This is a genomic window from Microbulbifer maximicatervae (SeqCode) (assembly GCF_052467825.1).
Window position 1 is genome coordinate 4,222,757 of the sequence record NZ_CP174327.1, and the last position, 23,076, is coordinate 4,245,832.

Consider the following 23,076-nt stretch of genomic DNA (forward strand, 5'->3'; position numbering starts at 1 on the left):
ATAAAAGAAAGTGCTTTAGAAGCTGAATTCCACACCAGCATAACCGGCGAGGCCTGCAGTGTTATAGCCAGTGACTTCCACATAATCTTCGTCGGTAAGGTTTTCACCGCGAACAAATACCGTCGTTGAGTTATTCAGCTGATAACGGACACTGGCATCCAGCACTTGATAATCATCCAGCGAAGAGCCATCGCTATCTACCACATCCGCACTGGAACGCAGGTTCATAATAAGGCTCAAGTCACTGGTAGGCTTATAAGCGAAGCCGAGATTCGCCAAGTGCTTGGGACTGCGGGCTCTGGGAGAATCATCGGCTTCTTCGGCGTCGGTGTAGGTGTAGTTGGCTGATAACAGCAAGGTATCAGTTACCTGTGTTTCAGCAACCAATTCGACTCCACGAGATTTGCTTGTTCCACTACTTTGCAAATAACCAAATGCATCCCCATTCCAGCCAATTTCATTTTCAATAACTTGGTCAAACAGCACAAATTCGAGATACAGTGCATCTTCATTGAAGTACTCGACACCAAGATCCAGACCCTGACTCTCTTCCGGCTTAAGGGACGGCAACTCTAATGGGGTAAAAGTTAACCAATCAAATGCAGTCGCGTTATGGTTAACTTCATACAGGCTTGGGGCACGGAAGCCAGTCCCATAACTACTTTTTATCTTTACGGTACCGTTGGCAACACCTTCGAACAAATAGGCTGAACTGGCGCGGAAGCTATTGTAACCGCCAAAATCGGAGTTGTTGTCATGACGAAGGCCAAGGGTGATATAAGCCTTATCAGCATAGCTTCCCTGATATTCGGAATAAATTGCCCACTGATCCCGATCCAGATCTCCCGCAGTATCTTCACGATGCTCTACCCCGTAGACTACCCCATGTTCGCGGCTAAACCCGTGGGAGCCCATTAGGTTTAACTTTTCGATATCACCTTCTGCTTCATAGGAAGTCACACCTTCATCGATATAGGTACGCTGCAATTCAGATCGTGTATAGGCTAATTCCTGTTGGCTGTACTCACCTTTGTGAGCCAAGCTAACGCGAGCACTTTCCTGACTAAAATCAAAGTTGCAATCGTCATGAAGAAGAAACCAACCGCAGCGATCATATTCACCTGAGGCATCGGTATCCCGCGCTACGGCCTCAAGTCGCCACTGCTCAGAGATATTCCAGCCTACACGGCCATGCAAGGTTTCATTATCATAACCGTCGTCATCTTTCAGTTCGGTGTCATAACTACTAGTATTAAAACCATCGGTTTCTGCCACTGCTGCAGAAACAAAATAATCCAATGTTTCATTGGCTCCGCTAGCGCTGGCATTGTAGCGTTCAGTATCGAAGCTACCTCCCTCAGCAGACAGCTCAAAGCGCTGTCCTTGATCTTCGCGACGAGTTGAGATATCCAGCACTCCACCGGCATCGGCCCCGTAGAGCATTCCCTGCGGGCCACGCAGCAGTTCCACACGCTGTAAATTACTGCTCATAATATGTTCAATATGAGCACCGGCCTGAAGGCCGGTTGGGTCAGAAATGTCGATACCATCTATCTGGACCAAGGTTCTGAAACCGGACTCTCCACGTACCCTTAAGGAGGTTGTCTTGCCCATACCCCCTGTATTGGTAACAGACACGGAAGGCACACTGCGCAAAACATCGGCAAGGGACACCAATCCCCGCTCTTTTAGCTGCTCTTCATCCAATACAGTTACTGAAGTAGCTACCTGGCGCAGCGGCTCGCCCTGACGGGAGCTCACAACAACCACGGTTTCCAGGTCTGGAATTGAAGATTCGCTAACAGTGGATTCAGCAAAAGACGGCGCGCTCACGGCTGACAGTATAGCCAGGCTCAATATAGATTTTTTCAAGTTTCAACCCCTAAGACAAAAGCACATGGGATCGAGGGAGGAATAGCAATGCGGCACGCCGAAGCGCGAAAGATCGTATTGCAAGATGGTAGCCCTCCGCTCCATCGTGTTTAGAAAAGAGGCCGGTATCGGGCTTACCACTCAGAATACAGGTGGATCACCGTTGCGGGGGCAGCGCCGGATTTCCGGACTTCCCGTTTAACCTTCTCAGCCAATTCAGGGCAGAAGGCACCTCTAATCGTGGTCGCGAAACTAGTGGAAAGGTACCGGAAAGTCAACAGAAGCCAAAAAAGACTACCTTTCGCGTCATAAGTCATCAGACACCTGGCTCTGGAGCCACTCGCGGAGGTCAGTTCCTCCTATTTTAGATACATCGCCTTATTCGGGTTATTTAACCATCAGCAAGTTTTTTTGAGATAACACTCAATAACAATTTACCCACGGAGCAAGGAGGATACAGACAGAAATGTGAGAGGTTTTTCGTTCCAAGCACGATTATTACTCAGGGTGATAAAAAATTTTATCCGCTGCCTAAGCAAATACTTTCAAGCATGATCGTAAAATAGCCATTATTCAGCACTCAAACTCGTACCTATCAGTCCCTTTCCTACAAAAATATAAAAATCACGTCAGCCTATCCCACCATTGAACCAAACCTATTAGTTTAATAAATATTCATTATCACTCACTCCAAGAGCACAAAGCGCAAAGCCTTAGTGTCACCACAAACCAAGTTATACTTGACCACACAAAACTACACCTGTAGTCTTTGAGGCTAACAACGTAGTTAAAAGGTCATCGACATGGTTATTTCAGCTTCAGAGCAAGTAATCCTAGAAGTGCTTTGGAGGGATCACCCCCTAACAGTGGGGCAGATTATTGAGCGGGTACAAGAAACTTCTGACTGGCATCCAAATACTATAAAAACGATGCTGAGCAGGCTGGTAACCAAGGGAACTCTTGAGAGAAGCAAAGATGGCAAACGCTATTTTTACTCTCCCGCTATTTCGAGGGATGAAGTTGTTGATGAGGAAACTAACGGACTCCTGTCACGTTTTTTCAATGGCAAAATGGCTCCCCTGCTTGCACACTTCGCCCAGCATAAAAAGATATCAACTCAAGAGTTAAAAGAAATTGAAGAAGTTTTAGACAAGCTGAAGAAGAAAAATGATTGAGTGGTTATATCAAACATCAGTTGAAATCACTTTACTAATTGGTTTAGTTCTACTGATAAAAGGTTTGGTCCGGCGTTATTTGGGTGCACAGATAGCATTCCTACTCTGGCTAATTCCTTTGGCTAGGTGCTTTATGTGGCAAAAACCAGAAGTCGGCATTGCACTTATTGAGTACCAGGCCTTTTCGGCTGATAACATTTCTATAAAGATATTTCCTAATCCAAATGTTACGGTACTTACTCCCGACTTTTATTTAATCTGGGTCTGGTTGATCGGATTCTCTGCCTGGGTGATCTATAGACTTTTTTCTATATACGCACTTAAAAATCATTTAATCAAAAATCGACAATCTATTCCGGTAGAAGAGATCATCAAAATTCATGAACCATTAGCACTGAAAGCCCACACCATATATAAAACACACATACCTTCCGCTCCATTTGTTACAGGCCTATTAAAGCCTGCAGTATACTTACCGGATGATTTCTATTCACGATATAATAAAATTCAGCAACGCTATATTCTTGCCCATGAACTCTCCCACATAGAATGCAAGGATTTATGGATTCAATTGATCTATGAAATCGTCCGTGCTGTATTTTGGTTCAATCCACTAACTCATATAATCGCACCAATAATCCGAGAAGACCAGGAACTGGCATGTGATCATCGAACCCTAAAAAATAGCAATAACATTGAACGCTTAGAATATGGTCGCGCATTAACAAAACGTTTATACGTGAACATCCTCCCCGCCACTATGGCATTTCTATTAAACCAAAAAGAGAGATTTATCATGCTTGAAAAACACCACAACTCAACAGTAAAAACAACATTAGGTGGCCTCTTTGTTCTTACTATAGGGTTTATTGGCCTAACCCAAACACCACATGTAGTAGCTGATGACTCATCTTGGCCAAAGGAAACCATGCAACTTAACTTTGAGGAGATCCCGCTAAGCGAAATGACTAGAATGATTTTCAACTTCGCCCAACAAGACGTTGTCGGCATTGAACAACTATCAAATCAAAAAGTTACAATCAAAATTGATTCCGTAAGGCCCTACCATGCGGCAAACATTTTATTAAGGTGTTATGGATTCAAAATGGAGCAACGCGACAATCATTACGCTATAATTCAAGAATTTTCAAATATTGATTTTCACGATTCACCTCAAACCTGCGTTAGTTCAGAACTCGGATAAACCAGGCAACTATTTTTAGCAATCAGATTAATAAATAGTACCCCTGAGTATATTCACTCGCGAGTCAGGCGTACTTTCCCTGTCTGAAACACTAACCATACCTACTCATGTCGTGGTCACATTCCATGAATGAGAAGCCATCAGCTTTAGACAAAATGTTTTACAAAATTTGACGCTATAAATCATTAACTGTAGTACCAAAGCGGAGCATTTACCTCTCTAACTATTATCAAATACTGCAAGCCAATCTGTGTAATATTTATCCGCATATTGACGAAAGAATGGAAACACCAAAATGCACTTCTTTCATGAAGATTAAACCCACATCCATCATCAACAAGTACATCTTTGTCAACTATTCCGGAGAGCGCATGATGTAGAGCTGAAGCGCATAGTAGAAATTGCCCTATTGAATCGGCGATAGGCCTAAAATCCCACCCCCTAGCCCCATGCATGGCACGATATACATTTGAATTTCGGTTGCTTTCGGCCAAGTCTACAATGATTGGATCTGCACCCTCATCGGCGAATAAAAACCAAGTTTTATCCCAACCGGGTATTGGCTGATTATCAACCGGGTTGTAGTTATATCCATTCATCACCCATGACAAGCGCCTGGCACTATAAAGATCAATTGGATTGCCCACGCCATCAAGATATTGGCTGTGGGCAGGCGCATAGTGAACTATATACTCTTGAAACTCTTTCGGAAAAACAAAATCCCTTTCCTTTTGCAACCGAAAACAGATAGAGTTTCCACCTCCCTGAAGTTCAAAATCTGTCTTTGAAAAACTATGGATCAACTCAATATAATCTTTAATATCCATACTACGTAACTCGCGAAACTACTTGCTGTATTTTTTTTGGGGGGGGTACATATTAAGCAAAGGGTGCGGCTTACCCTACTCATCTAGCTGCTACCTACTTACCACCTCGCTTCTGACAGCATGAGGAACACTGTATATTTTACAGAAGCACCCAAAATAGATTTTTGTATATTCTTACATACATCTTCCTATTTTGATGTGCCAACTAAAATACAACCAGCACCAACAAAAGTGGAACCAAATATCCGACCGAGAAATCGACTTGAAGCCATACTCCTTGACCATTTCTTGGTACCGAAAGCTAATAAGGTATAACAAAATAAACAGCTAAAAGATAATGCCATAAAAGTGAAGACCAGTAAGGAAAACTGAGGTAATAGTGGGTCGGACAATGAAATAAATTGTGGGAAAAGCGCGGTTGTAAATATTATCGCTTTAGGGTTCGTTAAGGCAATTAAGCCCCCTTGAATATACAAACTCAATGCACCTCGCCTAGCATTACAAGTTACCTCAGAAGAATCCACTCTTCCTATTCCATTTTTCCAAAGCTTAACTCCCATATAAATCAGATATCCAGCCCCAACCACCTTTACCACAGTAAACGCCAAAGAAGAGTTAAGGACAAGTACACTCAACCCAATAACTGAAAGCCCGGACATAACAAACAAGCCAGATATATTGCCCAATGCCGTGAACACACCTCCTCTAACACCATTCGATAGAGTATTGATAGAGACCAGTAGTGCCGCTGGGCCAGGGGTAGCAGTTGCCAAGAGTGCGATTGCGCAAAAGGCCAACCAATTTTCAAACGCCATTTAACTCACCCTAGCAACTATTACTATCTCAAGGAAATGGAAATCACTGACAGGACTAACCTTACCTACCATATGCTATATAAGCAACCAAGAAAGACCGAAGGAGCTAGCTATTATAAACCAGTCTAAATACCCCACCTCCAAAACTGAAAAGATAAAGAGCACTAACTTTATAGGAAACAATAGAGATCACTCAATTATCCTTACCCGGCCACTAAAAGCTCTCTTTACATACCCTTCAAATTTTATCAGCCATTTTTCGTCTGGCGGCGCATTATTCTTTATACGGCCGGTATTTACCAATGCAACCATAAGAAATTGGCAGAAAATATCTACAAACCTAACAACCAGCCACAAATTGGAACCTACGTACAACCTGAATAACAAAATATTTACCAGCAGTACTCTACAAGCCCTTAAATATATAAACGCCATCACATAACAAGAAAAACCATCAAACAAAATACTTGTATATTGAAAAATTATGCGTATACCATTCAATCGTGGTAAGTAATTTGGAATACCCTCACAAAAATTAAGAAATCATTTATAGGGAACATTTATGAAAAGATTACTGGGCACAGGAATCATAGCAGCCCTCTTTTTTATCAGCTCTCACACAACAGCTGCAACAATGGAGTGCTATGTCGACACCATTAAGTTTGATACATACAGACCAAATGTTTGTTTCGCATTAGTATGGGGTGCGAATACAGCAACTGCGGCATTTAGAATAGAAGAAGATACAAGCAAAGTAATTAGTTCCGTAATTTGGTCAGATGATGCTCATAGTTGTGGAACCACTTCTGACAGGTATTGTTCTTTTACGATTCGTGCATTTAGGGCATATACCGCTAAGGCAACAATACTTTATCAAGATGGTTCATGGGACACAGCATCTGCTATCGCCTCATTTGAAGATGGAAGCTAAGTGATAATTTAAAATTAACAAAAAGGGCATACTTGAACTATGCCCTTTTTTATAGTTGCAGAAGAAAGAAAGTACACATTACTAACCAATACTACTTTTCCCCGACATGACCACCTAGCCTTAAAAGCATCCTCAATATAATCTGACTCCGTACTTATATAGGGTCAAAATTCAACAAACAGTCCTTATCGACACACAATCAAACTATAGATAAACTTTATTTATCAAGAATAATATTAAAGCCACCATAGATTAATCTCTTACCATCAAATGGCATGGGGTTTTGATCTGGGTTCATCCTCGGATCATCCATAACCGCCTGCCATCCAGAGTCTCGAACCTCTTTAGAAGGCCAGAGGACCCAGGAGAACACTACAGTTTCATTGCTAGCACACTTTACGGCCAAAGGAAAAGAGGTTAATTCGCCTTCTGGAACATCATCACCCCAAGTTTCAACAACCTTTAGAGCCCCCTGCTCTTTAAATACCTCTGCAGCAATTTTTGCATGCTTAATATATTCTTCTTTGTTATTTGAGGGTACAGCTGCTACAAATCCATCTGCATAAGACATTTTTAACTCCCCGACATTTTCTAATTTGATAAGTTACTATTGAAATTAAATACAGACTTGCAAAGCACTTCTACTGCCCTGATCTAGTGATAGCGATATCCCTCTATCACCAACCTTTCTTACACCCTACATAGAGCACAAAATCAAATGCTATCACTCTTTTCTCTTGAGGTATTTTCCAAATCTCCTTAGCCTTACGGTAGGCCCGCTCCATAAATTCACCACCCATGCCATCTATACATCTCCGCACGGCCGAAAAAGTATGTATAAAATTAAAAAACTCATTCAGGTCCCAGACTGCTTCCATAGCTGGCTTCGAAACCTGTATAGAACTAAAAGGAAAGTCTATAACCTTAAAATGATTCCAGAGCAATTTGTTTTGTGGAGCCCAGTACGTTTCTATTGGACCCAAAATAAGTTCATTGAATATTTGAGCCAGTTCTCCAACTAAGACTGGCCAGTTATAGCCCCAAGCTGAAAAAATACCTTTTGGCTTCAAAACCCTTAGAACTTCGGGCCAAAAATCATCATAGTCAAACCAATGCAACGCCTGGGCTACACAAACCAAATCACAACTCTCATTTGCCAGGTCACACTGCTCAGCAAGTCCTACTTGATAGTGAATATTAGGGTGAGCTTTAGCCGCTTTTATTTGCTCGGCGCTAATATCAGTTGCGTACACACTACTAAATAGTTTCGCCAATCCTATCGCTGCCTGACCACTACCGCAAGCACAATCCCAGGCAAGTTTATTTGATGGGGCCAAGCTTGAGAGACACTTATAAAGCTCTGGAGGATAGGTTGGCCTAGCAGTCTTATAAAGCTCACTCTTGTCACTGAATAATTTGTGATGGTGCATTTCTGCCCCCGACAAATAAGGTTCTTTAAGCAGCCGCGGCAAGATAATATATATGAGCTACTATAGCTGCACCTCTTACCCTAGCTCTTAAGTCAAAATCAAAAAAACCATATTATTCTTATTTATTAGCAGCTGGGACCTCCTCCAAGCATTACCCTACCAATAACTTCTTGAGATGCAACAATTCATGTGAGACCAATACTGGCGCGATAGTGGACATCAATACTCCTGCCCAATACCAACAAACTACAAAATAGCGATACCTTGCCCTTCCGAGACATAATACGAGCATCATCTTCCAGGTAAAAACTTGACAGCTTCGATATCACGTATGATTTTCCGCCACTAGCTATGCAGACCAAATACACACTAGGAGTCATAATAGAACTTCGAAACAGCAATAGCACAAAATACTCTAAGAGCTTTGCTTCAACGGCCTTCTAAACAGGCGAAACATAGTCCTCCATCCAGGGCCAAAAATAAGCCAAAAAAATAAGAGTGCTTTGAAAATATCATCCCACATATAAAGTGCAAATGATTTATCTAGATTACCGATCATTCATGTCATTGCTCGAATGAGAGCTAGGGTGATTACGCAGGCTAACAGTGTTTTTATAAATACAATCAATTCATACCTTAACTTGGGCCAACCATAGTCGGGACTAGCCGGCTTGGACTCGCCGGTAAAATGCCTAGCAAAGATCATATCGGCCCATTGACTCAAATTACGACCAAGGACAACTGATAAAGCAATATAAGCAGCGCCAGGAGCATGAAAAATGTTGTAGTTGTACCACTTAGAATATCAAGTACTGTAGCGCTGAGCAGTACGACATCAACTATCGGAGTAAAGTACTATCAAGATACCCCGAAGCTACCAAAGGATAAGCCCATAGGCTTACCCCTCGGATGACCTTACTAGACAGGCTCGGACTCTCTCAGCGGCCGTTGTTTTGCTACCGCAGCCGACTTATCAGGTAACGGCAAAGCGACAGGTACTTGCTGCGCCTGGCTGGTAGCCATTACCACAGTACTACCGTGACGTGCAGCGGTTACCAGCGCATCATTATCTGCAATGGCAGTCATAAAGCGCAACGCTTCGTCTGCACTGGTACCAGCGCTGGTGAGAACCTTAATAGCCTCGGCTGCACTTTGTGCATATACCCGTCGTGCCTCCCCCATTTTCTCCATACGAATCTTTACGGACTCGCCATCAGCTTTAGCCTTACCCACTTCGCGCTCCCGGATCGCCTCAGCCTCGTAGGTAGCGGCCTGCTTCTCCCGCTGCATTTCCATAACTTTGTTAGCCTGAACTTCTACCGACTTGGGAAGCCGCGGCTCATCTGATAATACATCGACAATCTCTACACCAAAGTCGTGGAAAAATTGGCGAAGGCGCTCCTTAGCCTTGTCAGCTATATGTTCTTTTTTGTTATAAACGTCTTCCAGCTCAATGCCATTGGCAACAGGAATAGCTGCATCTGTTGCAAACGACTTCAGCTGTGCCTGGTAATTCTCTAGATCATAGAGAGCTTTGTATGCAAGCTGCACATCCGACGACACCTGATGCTGAACCTTTAGAATCAAGCCAAATGTGACATGATTACTGGTCTTTAGACTCAACTCAACAGGGGTTTCGTGTAGAGCCGTTGAGGCTTTTTTGTCTACCCAGGAAAGGTAGGGAATAATCAAGTTGAAACCAGGGGTGGCAGTTTTCCAGTACTTACCAAGAAATAGCACGAAGTGGTACTGCTTTGGCTCCACTATCACGATGGATTTAGCCAGCAAAAAAAGTACTACAGCTCCAAGTATCACAGGCCAAAAAGGTAAAAGTGTAAAGAGTTGTTCCGGCATATTTTAAAAGCCCAGTCAGAATAAATTATATAAGATGTGTAAATTATCTTACTCAGCAAGGGGCAACCAGTGTATGAGCAAATATCCCCCCCACTAAGAGCACTCACCCACAGCTTACATCAACTACAACATGCTGGCCACAAAACTACTGTCCTAAACCCAACTGTAAGTCCACTTTCCCCCAGTAGGGTAAAAGCAAATGTAAAGAACTTCACTAAACCCGTTACAGACCAATAAACAAAAATTTTCCTGGAAAAACCCTTAAATTAAAATCCGCACCAATAAAACTATTGTTAGTACAACTTACCATCACTTAACTATTCTTCTGCAACAAAGTATCCAAAATCAAATCTACAGCCATTTATCTTTAAGCAACTGTTTTTTGCGATTCAAGCCTATTCAAGTTACTTTACATGATATGGATGGGCTTAAAAAAGGAGGTACTTTGTGCCGGCTACAGAGCTCTCCAGAGTATTAGGTGCAGAGGAGGCTATGTTCACCGAGTTGGCAAGGCGAACTTGCGGGGGGACATTAGTAATCTCCTTTATCAAAGTACTCACTACTCTTAGCGTTGAAAAATTGATAAGTGGTTTCGCATCGGCACATAAAATCTACCCACTTTTACAGGCAAGAGTTGAGCCCGGCAACATGCTTCGATGGCGGTGCGACGTACCATTCGAGTCAATTCCAATTGAGGTTCGAAAATTGAAGGGGCCTCTTGATTTCGAGGCTGAATTCAATCGCCGGGGGAAGACGGGCCTTGATGTTGAAAAATGCACATATACACTTTCTTTCTATATTAATTCCCATGACGAAGTTGAATGGATCTCACTAGTCAGCAGCCACGCAGCTTTGGATGGCCGATCAGTGATGACTTTATTCTGTATTTTGGACATATTCTTTAAAGATGAAGGAACATTCAGGCTGGGCGGACAACCACTTTACGAAGCTGTCGAAAGCTACTTTAGCTCCTCTAAATACTTTGCCCATGAAAAACCATCTTCTCAAAAAGATGAACTTTTTAATTGGCCCGTAGAGGAACCTGCTTTTGTATCAGAACGTGAAGGTCATGCTATATATCGGCAATTTCCGATTGCAGAAATTTCACAACTGGTAAAAATAGGGAAAAGTCACAAGGTAAGGCCAAGCGCCCTGTTTTGCGCCATTGCGATTCAAGCATCCAAAATATTACCCAACCATAAAGATTGGATAAAAATTTTACTACCCATGGATGTTCGTGAACTCTGCGGCACTGAAATTGGATTAAGTGCAGTAGGTGCTTTTTCATCAGCAACCACTCTTGAAATCATGCCCAACATAGATATAGAAGATACTTGGCAGCTAGCGCGCCACTTACAGATTGAGCTTGATAAACAGGCGGAAGAAGGAGAACCGTTTAAGTTCATGTTCCCCAAGGAATATAAACTCGAGGATATTATTGAATGGGCTCAGGATTATGAGGAAAAGAAATCTGTCTTTTCTGAAGGAATGTGTATATCTAATGTAGGCAGCATGAAAGCGCTTGGCACGGCAATGAAGTACTTTGAAATCATCACGGCAATTCCATTTCAAACACATGGGGCTCACCCTGTCTCACTACTAACCTATTCAACGGTACGTAATTCTGTATTTATATTTTCGTACTGTGATCCACTCACAAAACGAGATAGCGTTTTGAATTTTGCAGAAAAATTCATCAACACTATCAAGAGGCTTTTAGAACCTGAGAACTAACCCTTGACTTGAAAAAACGAACAAAAGCAAAAGTAAAGCAAAGGCGCCCACTACTCCCTAATCAGCCGGGGCTACCCCAAAACAATTTCACCTTATGTACGATTCTCCAACAAAAAATCAATTGATCACTGCAAGTGACCACCAAAAATCAATGCAAGGAAATATTGGCAACGCCAACCAAGTACAGCCTGTCATATCATATACACCTCACAGATTTCACCAAACATCAACCTTAAGCCAACAAACCATATAAAATTCAGTACTTGTTTTTTTAATGTAACCTACCCAAAGGAGGCGACGTTACTAGCTTTATTGAAAGGCATACATGTATTCCAAAGGAGCTATTGCCCCATACCCCCACTCAAGTAATGCACTTCAAACCAGTCAACATTAGATCAAGCCACGACAAATCTTAGCCAACACTTGTGTATTCCGAACATGTATATATAGATAAGCAAGCAATATTTAGGTATCAATATTTTTGCATCTTAACTTCTATTTTATTAAGTTTGACATTAAGTCAATCTGTTCTTGGAAAGAGCACCTATGTCCAGCCGAGAGTTCTCCAGGGTGCTGGGGCCTGAAGAAGCATTATTTACCGAGCTAGCCAGGAGAACTTGCGGGGGAACCTTGCTGGTTTCCTTTTATAAAGTTCTAATTCCACTGAGTGTTGAGCAACTTAAAACTGCCTTTTCTTTAATCCATAAAATTTACCCCCTTCTACAGGCTCGTGTTGAGTCAGGTGAGCAACTGCGCTGGTATTGCGACGTACCCTTTGAGGATATCCCTTTAGAGATAAGGGAGCTTTCAAAACCCATTAATATTGAATACGAATATACTAGCAGAGGTAAAACAGGACTCAACGTTGAAGCATGCACATATACTCTTTCCTTCTATCTAAATACACTAGGTAAAGTCGACTACATATCTATGGTCAGCAATCATGCTGCATTGGACGGCCGGTCTGCCGGGATCATATTCTACATTTTAGATTTGTATTTTTTGGATCAAGGAAGATTCAGGTTAGATAGACAGCCGTTATACGACCCTGTTGAGACCTACTTTGATTCAAGCAAGCATTTCTCCAACCAGCAAACATCTGGAATTAAAGAAAATTTATTTAAATGGCCAGTAGAAGAAGCCGCTTTTGTTACTGAACGGGAGGGCCATATTTTATATCGCAAATTTCCTATGGAGGAACTCTCTCACGTTGCAACTATTGGCAGAAAACACAAAGTAAGACCTAGTGCGCTTTTTTGTGCTATTGCCATCCAGGCATCAAACATACTGCCAAATCACAGAGAATGGATCAAAATCTTATTACCCATGGATGTCCGCGACCTATGCGGCACCGGAATCGAGTTAAGCGTTATTGGTACCTTTTCTGCAGTTACCACTCTTGAGGTTACACCAGATATCGATATCGAGAACACCTGGGAGCTGGCAAAGCACTTACAGATTGAACTTGATCGGCAGGCTGTGTCCGGCGAATATTGTAAGTTTAACTTTCACAAGAACTATGATTTAGGGAATATTATTGAGTGGGTTGAAAAATACGAAACCAACAATCCCTACTTTCTTGAAGGATTATGCGTATCCAACTTGGGCAACCTGGAATCCCTGGGTGTGCACATGAATTTTTTTGAACCTATCATAGGTACCTCACTCCAAACTCACGGCGCCCATCCAATATCATTGAGCACTTATTCAACAGAAAAAAGTTCCGTTTTTGTCTTTTCATACTGTGAGCCACTGACAAAAAGAAATAACGCTTTAAATTTTGCTGAAAAATATATCAACACTCTAAAGAATTTGATATGAATCAGCTGCACATAAACTAGGCATCTCAAGCTATCGAATCACTTTCAGCATGTACCACTCCCAAAAAACACAGTGCCATAAAAGCAATGCATTTAAACCATACGCAGTCTGTATATTAAACACTAAGATTATCTTACAGGCTCATAGGGGAGTTTATTAGGAAGCCGAATGACCTGCACACATACCTTTTGTTCAGAGCGTCACTAGGAGTCAATAAATTAACTGAATCTTGCCTCATTGGTTCTCCACCTACTTCACCTCTTTTATGAGGTGAAGCAGGCAGAAACATCTACTTTATAAATTTTTTCGCCATCTCGTCTCCTCCCCTGCCATGCACAATCCGATAAAGTAACGGAAGTACAAACAGAGTTAGAAGTGTGGAAGAAATAATCCCCCCAATCACAACCGTGGCCAGGGGCCTTTGTACCTCTGCGCCGGTACCCACATTCAATGCCATAGGCACGAACCCCAAGCTGGCGACCAGAGCGGTCATCAGCACAGGACGAAGACGAATCATTGCTCCGTCAATAATCGAAACCAAAAGCTCACCGCCCTGTTGCCGCAGCTGACGAATAAATGACAGCATTACCAGGCCGTTTAAAACCGCAACACCAGAAAGGGCAATAAACCCAACCCCTGCAGAAATCGATAGAGGCATACCGCGCAGCCATAGAGCTAGCACCCCGCCAGTTAGCGCTAAGGGAACTCCTGTAAAAATGATCAAGGCATCTTTGAATGAGCCGAAAGCCATTACTAGAAGACCGAGGATTACCAAAAGCGTCAGCGGGACAACGATAGAAAGACGCGTACTTGCAGATTCCAGTTGTTCAAATGTACCTCCATATACCAACCAGTAACCGGCAGGCAAAGACACCTGTTGTTGGATTCGGGCTTTTGCCTCCTCTACAAAAGATCCTAAATCGCGATCGCGTACATTCGCGGTTACCACTACACGGCGCTTGCCATTTTCACGACTGACCTGATTGGGAGCCGGTGTCATTTCAAGATTGGCTACTTCAGACAAGGGCACATAATTACCTAGCGGGCTACCAGCGGGTAAAGGTACAGGTAAGTCACCAAGGTTTTCATAGTCCCGGCGCAGCCCTTCCGGCAGCCTTACTACCAATTGGAAGCGGCGGTCACCCTCATAAATCAGCCCTGTAGATTCCCCACCAATTGCGGTTGATACCAAGTCCTGTAGGGTTTTCAGGTCGATACCATAGCGGGCAAGCGCTATACGCTTGGGGACTACAGAGAGAACTGGCAGACCTTCAACCTGCTCTACTCGAGCATCGGCTACACCCTCAATCCCATTTAACACACCCAGGATTTGATTAGACGATGCAACCAGCTGGTCCAGGTCATCACCAAATACTTTGATGCCCAGATCTGCACGCACACCAGAAATCAACTCGTTGAAACGCATCTGGATTGGCTGGGTAAATTCGTAATTATTACCTGGAAGCTCTCGAACGGCTGCTTCGATTTCTGCCACTAATTGCTCTTGAGGCAGTTTTGGATCGGGCCATTGATTTCTGGGTTTCAGGATCACAAAGTTATCAGCCACATTCGGAGGCATTGGATCTGTAGCCACCTCTGGAGTACCAATTTTTGCAAATACCTTGTCTACCTGGGGGAACTCCTTAATGCGCTGCTCCAGTAGACGCTGCATTTCCACCGACTGCTCGAGGCCAGTCCCCGGAATACGTAAAGCGTGTAGTGCAATATCGCCCTCATTAAGCTGGGGGATAAACTCAGAACCGAGAGTAGTTGCTAGCCAACTACAAAACAGTACTAAAGCAAGAGCCCCTGATAGTACCAGCCAACGCACTTTCATTGCGGCAATTAAAAGCGGCTTGTACAGTGACTTAGTAGCAACAATCACCTTATTTTCTTTTTCACTGACTTTCCCGGTGAGAAAAACAGCAACTGCTGCAGGTACTACGGTGAGAGAAAGAACCAATGCAGCCAATAACGCCATAACCACAGTAGCGGCCATAGGGTGAAACATCTTTCCTTCGACACCAGTCAGTGTGAACAAAGGAATATACACCACCGTGATAATCAACACTCCAAAAAGGCTCGGGCGAATCACTTCATTGGTGGCCTGGAATACCAGCTCCAGTCGCTCTTGCAGAGGTAACTTACCGCCCTTGCGCTGTTGGGCTTCGGCGAGCCTGCGAATCGCATTTTCTACGATAATTACAGCCCCATCGACAATCAGACCGAAATCGAGCGCACCGAGACTCATCAGGTTGGCAGAAACACCGGTTTGCACCATACCAAATATAGTGGCGAGCATGGACAGCGGGATTACAGCAGCTGTAATAAAGGCAGCCCGAATATTTCCAAGCAGCAAGAACAGCACGACGACTACCAGCAACGCACCTTCAATAAGGTTTTTCTGCACGGTAGCGATGGCTTTGTCCACGAGCGTCGTGCGATCGTAAACCGCTTCCACCTTTACACCTTCAGGTACAGTGGATTTTACTTGCTCCAAAGCTTCCGCCACATTGCGCGCCACCTCGCGGGAGTTTTCCCCCACCAGCATCATAGCGGTGCCCAATACGGTTTCTTCACCATCTCGCGTAGCAGCACCGGTACGCAGCTCTTTACCAATAGCCACTTCTGCAACATCAGAAATTTTAACCGGCACCCCGGATCGGCTGGTAATTACTACGTCTTCAATTTCTCCGATATTCTGTAGTTGTCCCGGTGAACGCACTAACAGTTGGCGTCCATTATTTTCCAGATAGCCAGCACCTCGACTTTCGTTGTTGCGACGCAAAGCCTCAGCAATATCCTCCATCGATACGCCGAAGTTAAGCATCTGGCGGGAGTCCGGTGTTACGTGATACTGCTTGTTATAGCCACCGATAGTATTTAGTTCCGTAACCCCCGGAACGAGAGACAATTGCGGTTTAATAATCCAATCCTGAATCTCCCGCAGTGCAGTGGCGTCGTAGGGCTGGCCATTGGGCTGGGTTGCTCCGGGCAGAGCCTCCACGGTATACATAAAGATCTCACCGAGCCCGGTGGCAATGGGCCCCATTTCTGGCTCCAACCCCGGGGGCAGATTGCTCTCGATGGTACCCAGACGACTGTTTATCAAGTTTCGCGCAAAATAAAGATCTGTCCCCTCTTTGAAAACCACGGTCACTTGGGATAGCCCGTAGCGCGAAATCGAACGGGTGTACTCCAAGTTGGGAAGTCCGGCAAGTGCCGCCTCTACCGGATAGGTGATTCTCTGTTCAGCTTCTAAAGGCGAGTAACCAGGTGCTTCAGTATTAATCTGCACCTGAACATTGGTGATATCGGGGACCGCATCAATAGGGAGTTTCTGGTAACTCCAAACCCCGAGCCCCACCAGAATAAAAATTAGGGACAATACGAAATAACGCCGCTCAATAGAGAAGCGCAGGATGCTTTCAATCATCTTCTGGCCTCAATTAATGGTGGTGAGCAGCGCCGGATTTCTCTATATCCGCCTTGATTAAGTAACTGTTTTCAGTGACGTAGCGGTCTCCAGGATTGAGTCCACTTAATACTTCTGTAACCCTGCCATCGGTCCGCCCAAGTTCCAGTGGGCGAATCTCATAAGCATCCCCTACTTTTACAAACACAACGGTCCAATCGCGGAAGGGTTGTAGCGCTTGATTTTCCACCACTAAAGGTGCGGGACTCTCATGGGTAACCACATCTCCTTGAACCATCAGGTCTGTTGTCCAAATGTCCTCTGGATTCTCAATCATTGCGCGGGCTATTGCGAAAGGCGTGCCATTGCCCCCCGGTGCCAAGCTGACAATTGTCGAATCAAATGAGAGCCCATCGGCGGTAATAGAAACTTTTTGCCCGCGAGCAATTTGTCCCCGGCGAGTGGGGAATACTTGAAGCTCTGCCCATATTTGCTTGTAGTTCGCAATCGTAAACAGTACCCGGTCACCGCTAAACTCCCCTCGACTGGCCTGCTTATCGATAATCTGGCCGCTGATAGGCGCTATCAAGGAATAAGTTTGCAAGCTGTCATTGGACTCAATTGTTGCCAGCTTTTCTCCTTTCTGTATTGAATCCCCCAGCGCTTTCTCAATCGTGACAACTGTGCCAGGATAACGAGCACGAACATGACTGAGACTGCGATGATCAATAGTAGTTTTACCGTAAAGGGTAATGCGCTCTTGAATGACACCAGGGGCAGCTATAGCAGTTTTAATACCGGCCTTTTCCGCTGTATTTTCATCTATTTTTACTCTTCCTTCATATGATTCAAACTGCCATTTGGCACGGCCTCGCTTGTGAGTCAAAGAGAGTTCAATGTCGAATGAATGAGGTTCAGCCAGATTTTCTTGGCTGCGCCAGTAATCAATATTTGTATCGCGGTGTAAGGCAATATGTTGTGACTCTCCCCCTAGTCGAACCAGAGTTAGGGTCAATTCTGCATTGTCTAGCGCTTTTCCGTCTTCCTGAACCCATGCGCGAAACTCAGCGCCACCACTCCGCTCTACCAGAGCCAGCTCAACCACGAGATCCCCCTGCTCTAAGAGGCGGCCCCCATGTGGCCCTTTACTTTCTTCTTGATGATGATCTCCACCGTGGGAGCCACTGGCATAACTAAAATTTGCCACCCACCCTAAAGGTACCAAAAGGAATAGGAACAGCATCGCTAGCTTTAAAGTTCTATTTAATCTGCTCATTTTTAAACTCAATTTCTTCTACTGCTTTCAACAGCCACGACACCTAATGGCCGGGCAGTTAATCTCTCAATTTCCGCTCCATACACATGAACAGAACGTGCCGCCACAATTCTCGAGCGCTCAGCATCGAGCAATTCCTCGCGGGCAGAGATCAACTCAACATAGGAATAGCGCCCCCGGCGATAGGCCCGGTCAACCTCAGAAAGCGCCTTGCGCAATGTGGGAATAACGGTATTTTGCATTTCGTCAACAATGGCCAGCGCTTGTTCACGGCTCGTTACCGCCAAGAAAAGCTGGGGATAGAGCTTTAGCAATGCCGCTTCTCTATCCAACTGAACCTGTTCCAGCTCAGCCATTGCAGAAATCTCTTTACCCCGATTACGCCGCCCGGTAAAAAGCGGCACGTTAAAGCCAACAACGACAGCATTCTCATCATCTTCTTTGTCGTTCCGATAGCCTGCATACCAACCAATATCGGGGGTCGATTTCGCTTGTGTCAGATGCAGGTGAGATGCGCGCAAGCGCTCTTCAGAGGCAAAACGGGCAATAGAAGGGTTTTCCTGAGCCCGCTCGTACAGAACATCAAAGCTGGCATTTGGCTCAAATCGGAAGAGCACGCTGGAGTCAACTGCAAAGTCCTGAGTAGGTTGCCCCCACAGCGCGGATAGTGCGTACTTGTAGTAGCTCAGCATTCGCTCCTGTGCCTCGGCGGCCAAAATGGCATTCGCCAGTGCAGACTCAGCCCGCATACGTTCAGCTATGGGGGACGCAGCAGCATTGACCCTTGTAATTACAGCGTCCAACGCTTCTTGCGCCAGCGAGACCTTCTCTTTTTCCAGAATCAATAATTCTGCGGCGGCGAGTACTTGCGCATAACCACGAACCACCTCGGCCAAGACATCCAGTGCTGTCGCTTGCTCATCGGCAATTAAGAGATCCCGCTGAGCATTGACAACATCAATTCGAGCCTGGCGTTTGCCCCCCAACTCAATAACTGATGACAAAGAAGCAGTCAGCTCAAGTTCCTTGTCATCATCATCATCGTCGTCACTTGGCGGACCGGGCCGGCCGGGGGAGCTTGAGCTTGATGAACCATCATCTCCGTATACCGCATACTCAGCTTCGAAACCAAAATCCCATGCAGGACGTAGGCCGGCTGTGAACTCAGCACCATCCAATGCCCATTGCTGGAGTGGAAAAACTGCAATCTGGGGATTTTGTGCCAGAGTTTTCTGTATTGCCTCTGGCAACGTCAATACTTCTCCCTTCTGCGCAGAGGTAGCTTGCGCAGATATAAGTAGAGCGGTCGTCAACAAAAATCTAAAGGATGCACGACCAATCACGCTCAGCGAGAGCGTGGAAAAAAAATCCATGGAATTCTCCCAAGTCACAACTCGATCATCGTGTGCGAGCAAAAGCTACATACTTCTATAGCGGCACACGCAGTATTTAACTAATCAGACTTGGGTTATAGGTGGGCGTAAAAGTGGAGAAAAATAACCTGAGGGCGCAGCTGCACTGATTGTGTCACTGTAACTGATAGTGCCCCGAAGAAGAGGTTGATAAGACTGCCCCAAAAGCCCGGTTGCATTAATTCCGTGACAATGGCAACAGTGATTACAGAAATCCAACGTTGGTGTAGATTGCCCATCACCGGAGGAAGGCAGCGAGAAAGTGACGGAACCCCCATCAGGCTCGTCAGTAGGAGCTACTCCCGGGAGTTGATCAATATGATTTGAAGAGAAGTGGATGGTGATATCTTCTAGCTCATCATGACTGTCATAGAAGGCGCCAGCTGTCTGGAAAATCAGCAGCGCAATCAGTAAAAATGACAGACGAACCACATTCATAGGAGCAGGCTAGTATCAATAATGGACCGACTCTAGCAAACATAACCCAGAGCCTCAATTGAATACGGCAAAAGTTTTGTAAAACAACAGCTTATTGACCAGCAATTCTGGATAGCCAGTCTCGTTTCAATACTCGTTTTTACGCAACAGCAGGCGCGAAAGTTCTCCTCTACACTGATTCAGATGCCACAACTATGGCTATGTATTGGGAGGTACCGGTAAATGCTTGCTTTTCAACCCTTTGGTGGCTTGGCTAGGGCGCTGATTCTTGCAGCGACGGTGGCATTAGCCCCTGTGATTGTCGCTCAAAACCCGACACCACCCCCGCAACCCGATAGCACTGGCTCCCAAGGCCAAACCCCGCCACCAGGGCACCCCACTCAATCGACCGATGACAGCAATCCCCCCCAGCCACCAGGGCAAATGCAGCAAGGCAAACCTCCTCAAGGCCAAATGGGGGCCATGGAATCAAACGAGCCCCTAGACCCCAAGGCGATGGCAACCTTGAAACGAATGGGTGACTACCTCGCCAGCCTCAAAATGATGATGTTTAACGCCGATATATTCACAGAAGTCGTTCTGGAAAATCAGGAAAAGCTCCTGATTGGCGGTACCGTCAAATATATGGCAATGCCACCGAAGCAACTGCGTGTAGACCTGAAAACAGATTCTATCACCCGACAGTTTATTCATAATGGCGACAAGTTCACCGTGATTGCTCCCCGCGATGGTTACTTCGCAGAAATGGAAGCACCCCAGCCTACAGCGGAAGTTTTGACCAAAGCCGCCAAAGATTACGGCATTGAGATTCCTTTTGCCGACCTCCTCGAATGGGGAAGGAAGGAAAATGTTTGGTCCGGTATCAAAGAAGGCTTTCTGGTAAACCGGCCTATGGTTGACGGCCAAAAAACCGAGCACTGGGCATTTCGCTCTGAAAACCTGGACTGGGAAATCTGGATTAAGGCTGGTGACAAGCCCCTGCCCCTGCGTATTTCAACAGTGAATACCCGCGACCCCGCCAAGCCGCGCTTTATTGCCACCTTGAAATGGATGGAAGCCAAACCTGGTGCCGCCGGGCAATTTACCCCTTCCACCGACAAGCTCAAGCAAATCCAGTTTAAGAAGGCGGAACCCAATAAGGAGGCCACACCATGATGCATCGCAACGGTCAAAAGACGGGTTTCCTTGCACAACTGGTTGTGCCTGCCCTGGTCACGGGGGCACTACTGACTGCATTGGCCAGTCCCTCAGCCGAAGCCTTTGGTCGGTTTGGTGGTGGTGGGGCTCATTTCAATATTGGGGGACATTTTAATGGGATGCGTCCGATGGGTGGAGGCTTCCACGGTGGCTATGCCCCGGGGGAGTTTGCAAGGCGCTTTCCCAATCACCCCCCATTTCACCCCCATCATCCACCCTACCCACCGCCCCCTTGGCGCCCCCACTACTGGCCCTACCCGGGACCAGCATTTTGGGGTACGGCAGCAGCCGTAGGTGTCGGCGGGTGGTTATATACGTTGCCTCGCAGCTGTGTTGCAGTAACTGTTGGTAACGTTACCTATGAGCACTGCGGGTCCTACTGGTATGAACCGCACTTTGTCGGTGGCCATATCGCCTACCGCCCGGTTCGCCCTCCCCGCTAGGAACGCCAATATTGGATAAGTGGCCCCAAGTGCGAAATGCTATTTTTCGTTGTCAGCTTTTTCGGGGCCACCCTGAGCATAGGATTTGGTGATATGCCTGAGGGTCTTCATCTGCTTGCCGAAATTGCGACAAGGTGTGCAAACCGCCAGATGTAACTTCAGGCTCGCCTTCTCGGAAATGAGCAGGTCCCTCTCCTGGGACTCAGACATCAGCCTCGTGGCTTCCCGGCAGGTCTTCATCATTGTCACTTCTCCACACCAAACCAGTTATCTTCCAGACACTCGCGCAAGCGAAGGCGCGCCCTGTGCAATGTGACATTTAAGTTGCTAACGGTAATCTCCATGGCAGCACAGATCTCATGGCTTTCCAGCTCAATAAATTCCCTCATCATAAAGATCTGCGCTTGGCGCGAGGGAAGATGGCTGAGACAGGCCTCGAAGATCCGCCAAAAATGCTTGTCGTGAATTGCCGACTCAGGATCAGCCCAGCGTTTGGGCTTTTCATCCTTCTGCCAGTGCCCCGTCTGATCAAACAGTTCATCGTGATCATATTCTTCCCTGTCCCCACGAACCAATTGATCCGCATCTACGAAGCGCTGTCTCTGTCGCAATATGTCGGCAATCTTGTTCTTGAGAATGGCGAAGACCCAGGTCTTCAAAGCCGAGCGACCGGAAAAGCTGCGCGAGTTCTTTAGGGCACCCATCAATGCTTCCTGAACAGCATCCTCAGCCAGCTGTGTATCCTGCAACTGCAAACTGGCAAAACGCAGCATCTGCTGGCGCAAATCCACCAGGAACTGCGAATTCTGTAAGGAATCCTCGGCGGACTCTGTCGAAGCACTGGGAGCTAGGTGATCGCTCAATTACGTTCCCTCATAATATCGAAGCGGAGAGAGTCGATATTAACGAAAATAATGCGATTCTCTACAAACCAATTCCCACTGGCGCCAAAAGGCAATTTTGCTGATTCTGAAATATCTAGTGCATCATGCTGGTATTTTTGTGCCAATTGAGACTTTTCTGCTTTACCCCGCCTCTCGAGCCAGAATGAGTGAAATATCATGCCAGTATAGAGCTCTGCATCAGATTCGAAAGCGGAAACCTTTGGCCAGAAGAACCTCTAACTCCTCAACTCTTCCGTGATTCCTCTGGTTTTTAGTCGCGGGAACCGCAGACTTGTTACACTTCCTCAACAAAATTACAAAGAGCGCCAATACCGGCGCAACTGCGCC

At 45.5% G+C, this 23,076-nt stretch carries 19 protein-coding genes and 1 riboswitch; of the genes, 7 read left to right on the plus strand and 12 right to left on the minus strand.

Features of this window, described 5'->3' with window-relative positions; genetic code table 11:
- Positions 1–15 precede the first annotated feature (15 nt).
- Positions 16–1,872, minus strand: coding sequence for a TonB-dependent receptor plug domain-containing protein (locus tag ACJJII_RS18810; RefSeq protein WP_444917308.1), 1,857 nt, complete (start codon positions 1,870–1,872; stop codon positions 16–18).
- Positions 1,873–1,975: 103 nt separating this feature from the next.
- Positions 1,976–2,123: riboswitch (cobalamin riboswitch) on the minus strand.
- 552 nt (positions 2,124–2,675) lie between these two features.
- On the opposite strand from ACJJII_RS18810, the gene ACJJII_RS18815 reads away from it, so the two are divergent.
- Both ACJJII_RS18815 and ACJJII_RS18820 read left to right on the plus strand, forming a co-directional pair.
- A complete protein-coding gene (locus ACJJII_RS18815) occupies positions 2,676–3,047 on the plus strand; it encodes a BlaI/MecI/CopY family transcriptional regulator (protein WP_444917309.1) in 372 nt (123 codons plus the stop codon).
- Positions 3,040–4,251, plus strand: a complete 1,212-nt coding sequence (locus tag ACJJII_RS18820; RefSeq protein WP_444917310.1) for a M56 family metallopeptidase — start codon at positions 3,040–3,042, stop codon at positions 4,249–4,251. Before ACJJII_RS18815 ends, ACJJII_RS18820 begins: the two co-directional genes overlap by 8 nt.
- 185 nt (positions 4,252–4,436) lie before the next feature.
- Here the strand turns inward: ACJJII_RS18820 and ACJJII_RS18825 are convergent, their stop codons facing one another.
- Together ACJJII_RS18825 and ACJJII_RS18830 are read right to left on the minus strand one after the other, a co-directional pair.
- Positions 4,437–5,078, minus strand: a complete 642-nt coding sequence (locus ACJJII_RS18825) for an SMI1/KNR4 family protein (RefSeq protein WP_444917311.1) — start codon at positions 5,076–5,078, stop codon at positions 4,437–4,439.
- Between the two features lie 188 nt (positions 5,079–5,266).
- The gene (locus ACJJII_RS18830; RefSeq protein WP_444917312.1) at positions 5,267–5,893 is read right to left on the minus strand and encodes a LysE family translocator; all 627 of its coding nucleotides are present in this window, start codon (positions 5,891–5,893) and stop codon (positions 5,267–5,269) included.
- 562 nt (positions 5,894–6,455) lie between these two features.
- Between ACJJII_RS18830 and ACJJII_RS18835 the strand changes: the two genes are divergently transcribed.
- Entirely contained in the window at positions 6,456–6,824 is a 369-nt protein-coding gene (locus ACJJII_RS18835) for a hypothetical protein (protein ID WP_444913958.1), read from the plus strand.
- A gap of 217 nt (positions 6,825–7,041) precedes the next feature.
- Here the strand turns inward: ACJJII_RS18835 and ACJJII_RS18840 are convergent, their stop codons facing one another.
- The 3 genes from ACJJII_RS18840 to ACJJII_RS18850 form a co-directional block, all read right to left on the minus strand.
- Positions 7,042–7,395, minus strand: coding sequence for a DUF1428 domain-containing protein (locus tag ACJJII_RS18840; RefSeq protein WP_444917313.1), 354 nt, complete (start codon positions 7,393–7,395; stop codon positions 7,042–7,044).
- A gap of 106 nt (positions 7,396–7,501) precedes the next feature.
- A complete protein-coding gene (locus tag ACJJII_RS18845) occupies positions 7,502–8,254 on the minus strand; it encodes a class I SAM-dependent methyltransferase (protein ID WP_444917314.1) in 753 nt (250 codons plus the stop codon).
- 918 nt (positions 8,255–9,172) lie between these two features.
- Positions 9,173–10,108: an SPFH domain-containing protein gene (locus ACJJII_RS18850; RefSeq protein ID WP_444917315.1), complete on the minus strand. Its 936-nt coding sequence runs from the start codon at positions 10,106–10,108 to the stop codon at positions 9,173–9,175.
- A gap of 447 nt (positions 10,109–10,555) precedes the next feature.
- Between ACJJII_RS18850 and ACJJII_RS18855 the strand changes: the two genes are divergently transcribed.
- Positions 10,556–11,842 carry a hypothetical protein gene (locus ACJJII_RS18855; protein ID WP_444917316.1) on the plus strand — a complete coding sequence of 429 codons (1,287 nt, stop codon included), beginning with the start codon at positions 10,556–10,558 and terminating at the stop codon, positions 11,840–11,842.
- A 546-nt stretch (positions 11,843–12,388) separates the two neighbouring features.
- A complete protein-coding gene (locus ACJJII_RS18860; RefSeq protein ID WP_444917317.1) occupies positions 12,389–13,663 on the plus strand; it encodes a hypothetical protein in 1,275 nt (424 codons plus the stop codon).
- Between the two features lie 289 nt (positions 13,664–13,952).
- Here the strand turns inward: ACJJII_RS18860 and ACJJII_RS18865 are convergent, their stop codons facing one another.
- The 4 genes from ACJJII_RS18865 to ACJJII_RS18880 form a co-directional block, all read right to left on the minus strand.
- Positions 13,953–17,099: an efflux RND transporter permease subunit gene (locus ACJJII_RS18865; protein ID WP_444917318.1), complete on the minus strand. Its 3,147-nt coding sequence runs from the start codon at positions 17,097–17,099 to the stop codon at positions 13,953–13,955.
- Positions 17,100–17,112: 13 nt separating this feature from the next.
- Positions 17,113–18,354 carry an efflux RND transporter periplasmic adaptor subunit gene (locus ACJJII_RS18870; RefSeq protein WP_444917319.1) on the minus strand — a complete coding sequence of 414 codons (1,242 nt, stop codon included), beginning with the start codon at positions 18,352–18,354 and terminating at the stop codon, positions 17,113–17,115.
- A gap of 8 nt (positions 18,355–18,362) precedes the next feature.
- The gene (locus tag ACJJII_RS18875; protein ID WP_444917320.1) at positions 18,363–19,727 is read right to left on the minus strand and encodes a TolC family protein; all 1,365 of its coding nucleotides are present in this window, start codon (positions 19,725–19,727) and stop codon (positions 18,363–18,365) included.
- An 84-nt stretch (positions 19,728–19,811) separates the two neighbouring features.
- Complete coding sequence (locus tag ACJJII_RS18880) at positions 19,812–20,204, minus strand: hypothetical protein (protein ID WP_444917321.1); 393 nt, start codon at positions 20,202–20,204, stop codon at positions 19,812–19,814.
- 222 nt (positions 20,205–20,426) lie between these two features.
- On the opposite strand from ACJJII_RS18880, the gene ACJJII_RS18885 reads away from it, so the two are divergent.
- Both ACJJII_RS18885 and ACJJII_RS18890 read left to right on the plus strand, forming a co-directional pair.
- Positions 20,427–21,359 (plus strand): DUF2092 domain-containing protein, encoded by a 933-nt coding sequence (locus tag ACJJII_RS18885; RefSeq protein ID WP_444917322.1) that lies wholly within the window; start codon positions 20,427–20,429, stop codon positions 21,357–21,359.
- Positions 21,356–21,844 (plus strand): hypothetical protein, encoded by a 489-nt coding sequence (locus ACJJII_RS18890; protein WP_413662207.1) that lies wholly within the window; start codon positions 21,356–21,358, stop codon positions 21,842–21,844. The genes ACJJII_RS18885 and ACJJII_RS18890 overlap by 4 nt, the downstream gene beginning before the upstream one ends.
- A 39-nt stretch (positions 21,845–21,883) precedes the next feature.
- On the opposite strand, the gene ACJJII_RS18895 is transcribed toward ACJJII_RS18890, so the two are convergent.
- Positions 21,884–22,087, minus strand: coding sequence for a zf-HC2 domain-containing protein (locus tag ACJJII_RS18895; RefSeq protein ID WP_282933051.1), 204 nt, complete (start codon positions 22,085–22,087; stop codon positions 21,884–21,886).
- Between the two features lie 2 nt (positions 22,088–22,089).
- Entirely contained in the window at positions 22,090–22,707 is a 618-nt protein-coding gene (locus ACJJII_RS18900) for an RNA polymerase factor sigma-70 (RefSeq protein ID WP_282933052.1), read from the minus strand.
- Positions 22,708–23,076: the final 369 nt, after the last annotated feature.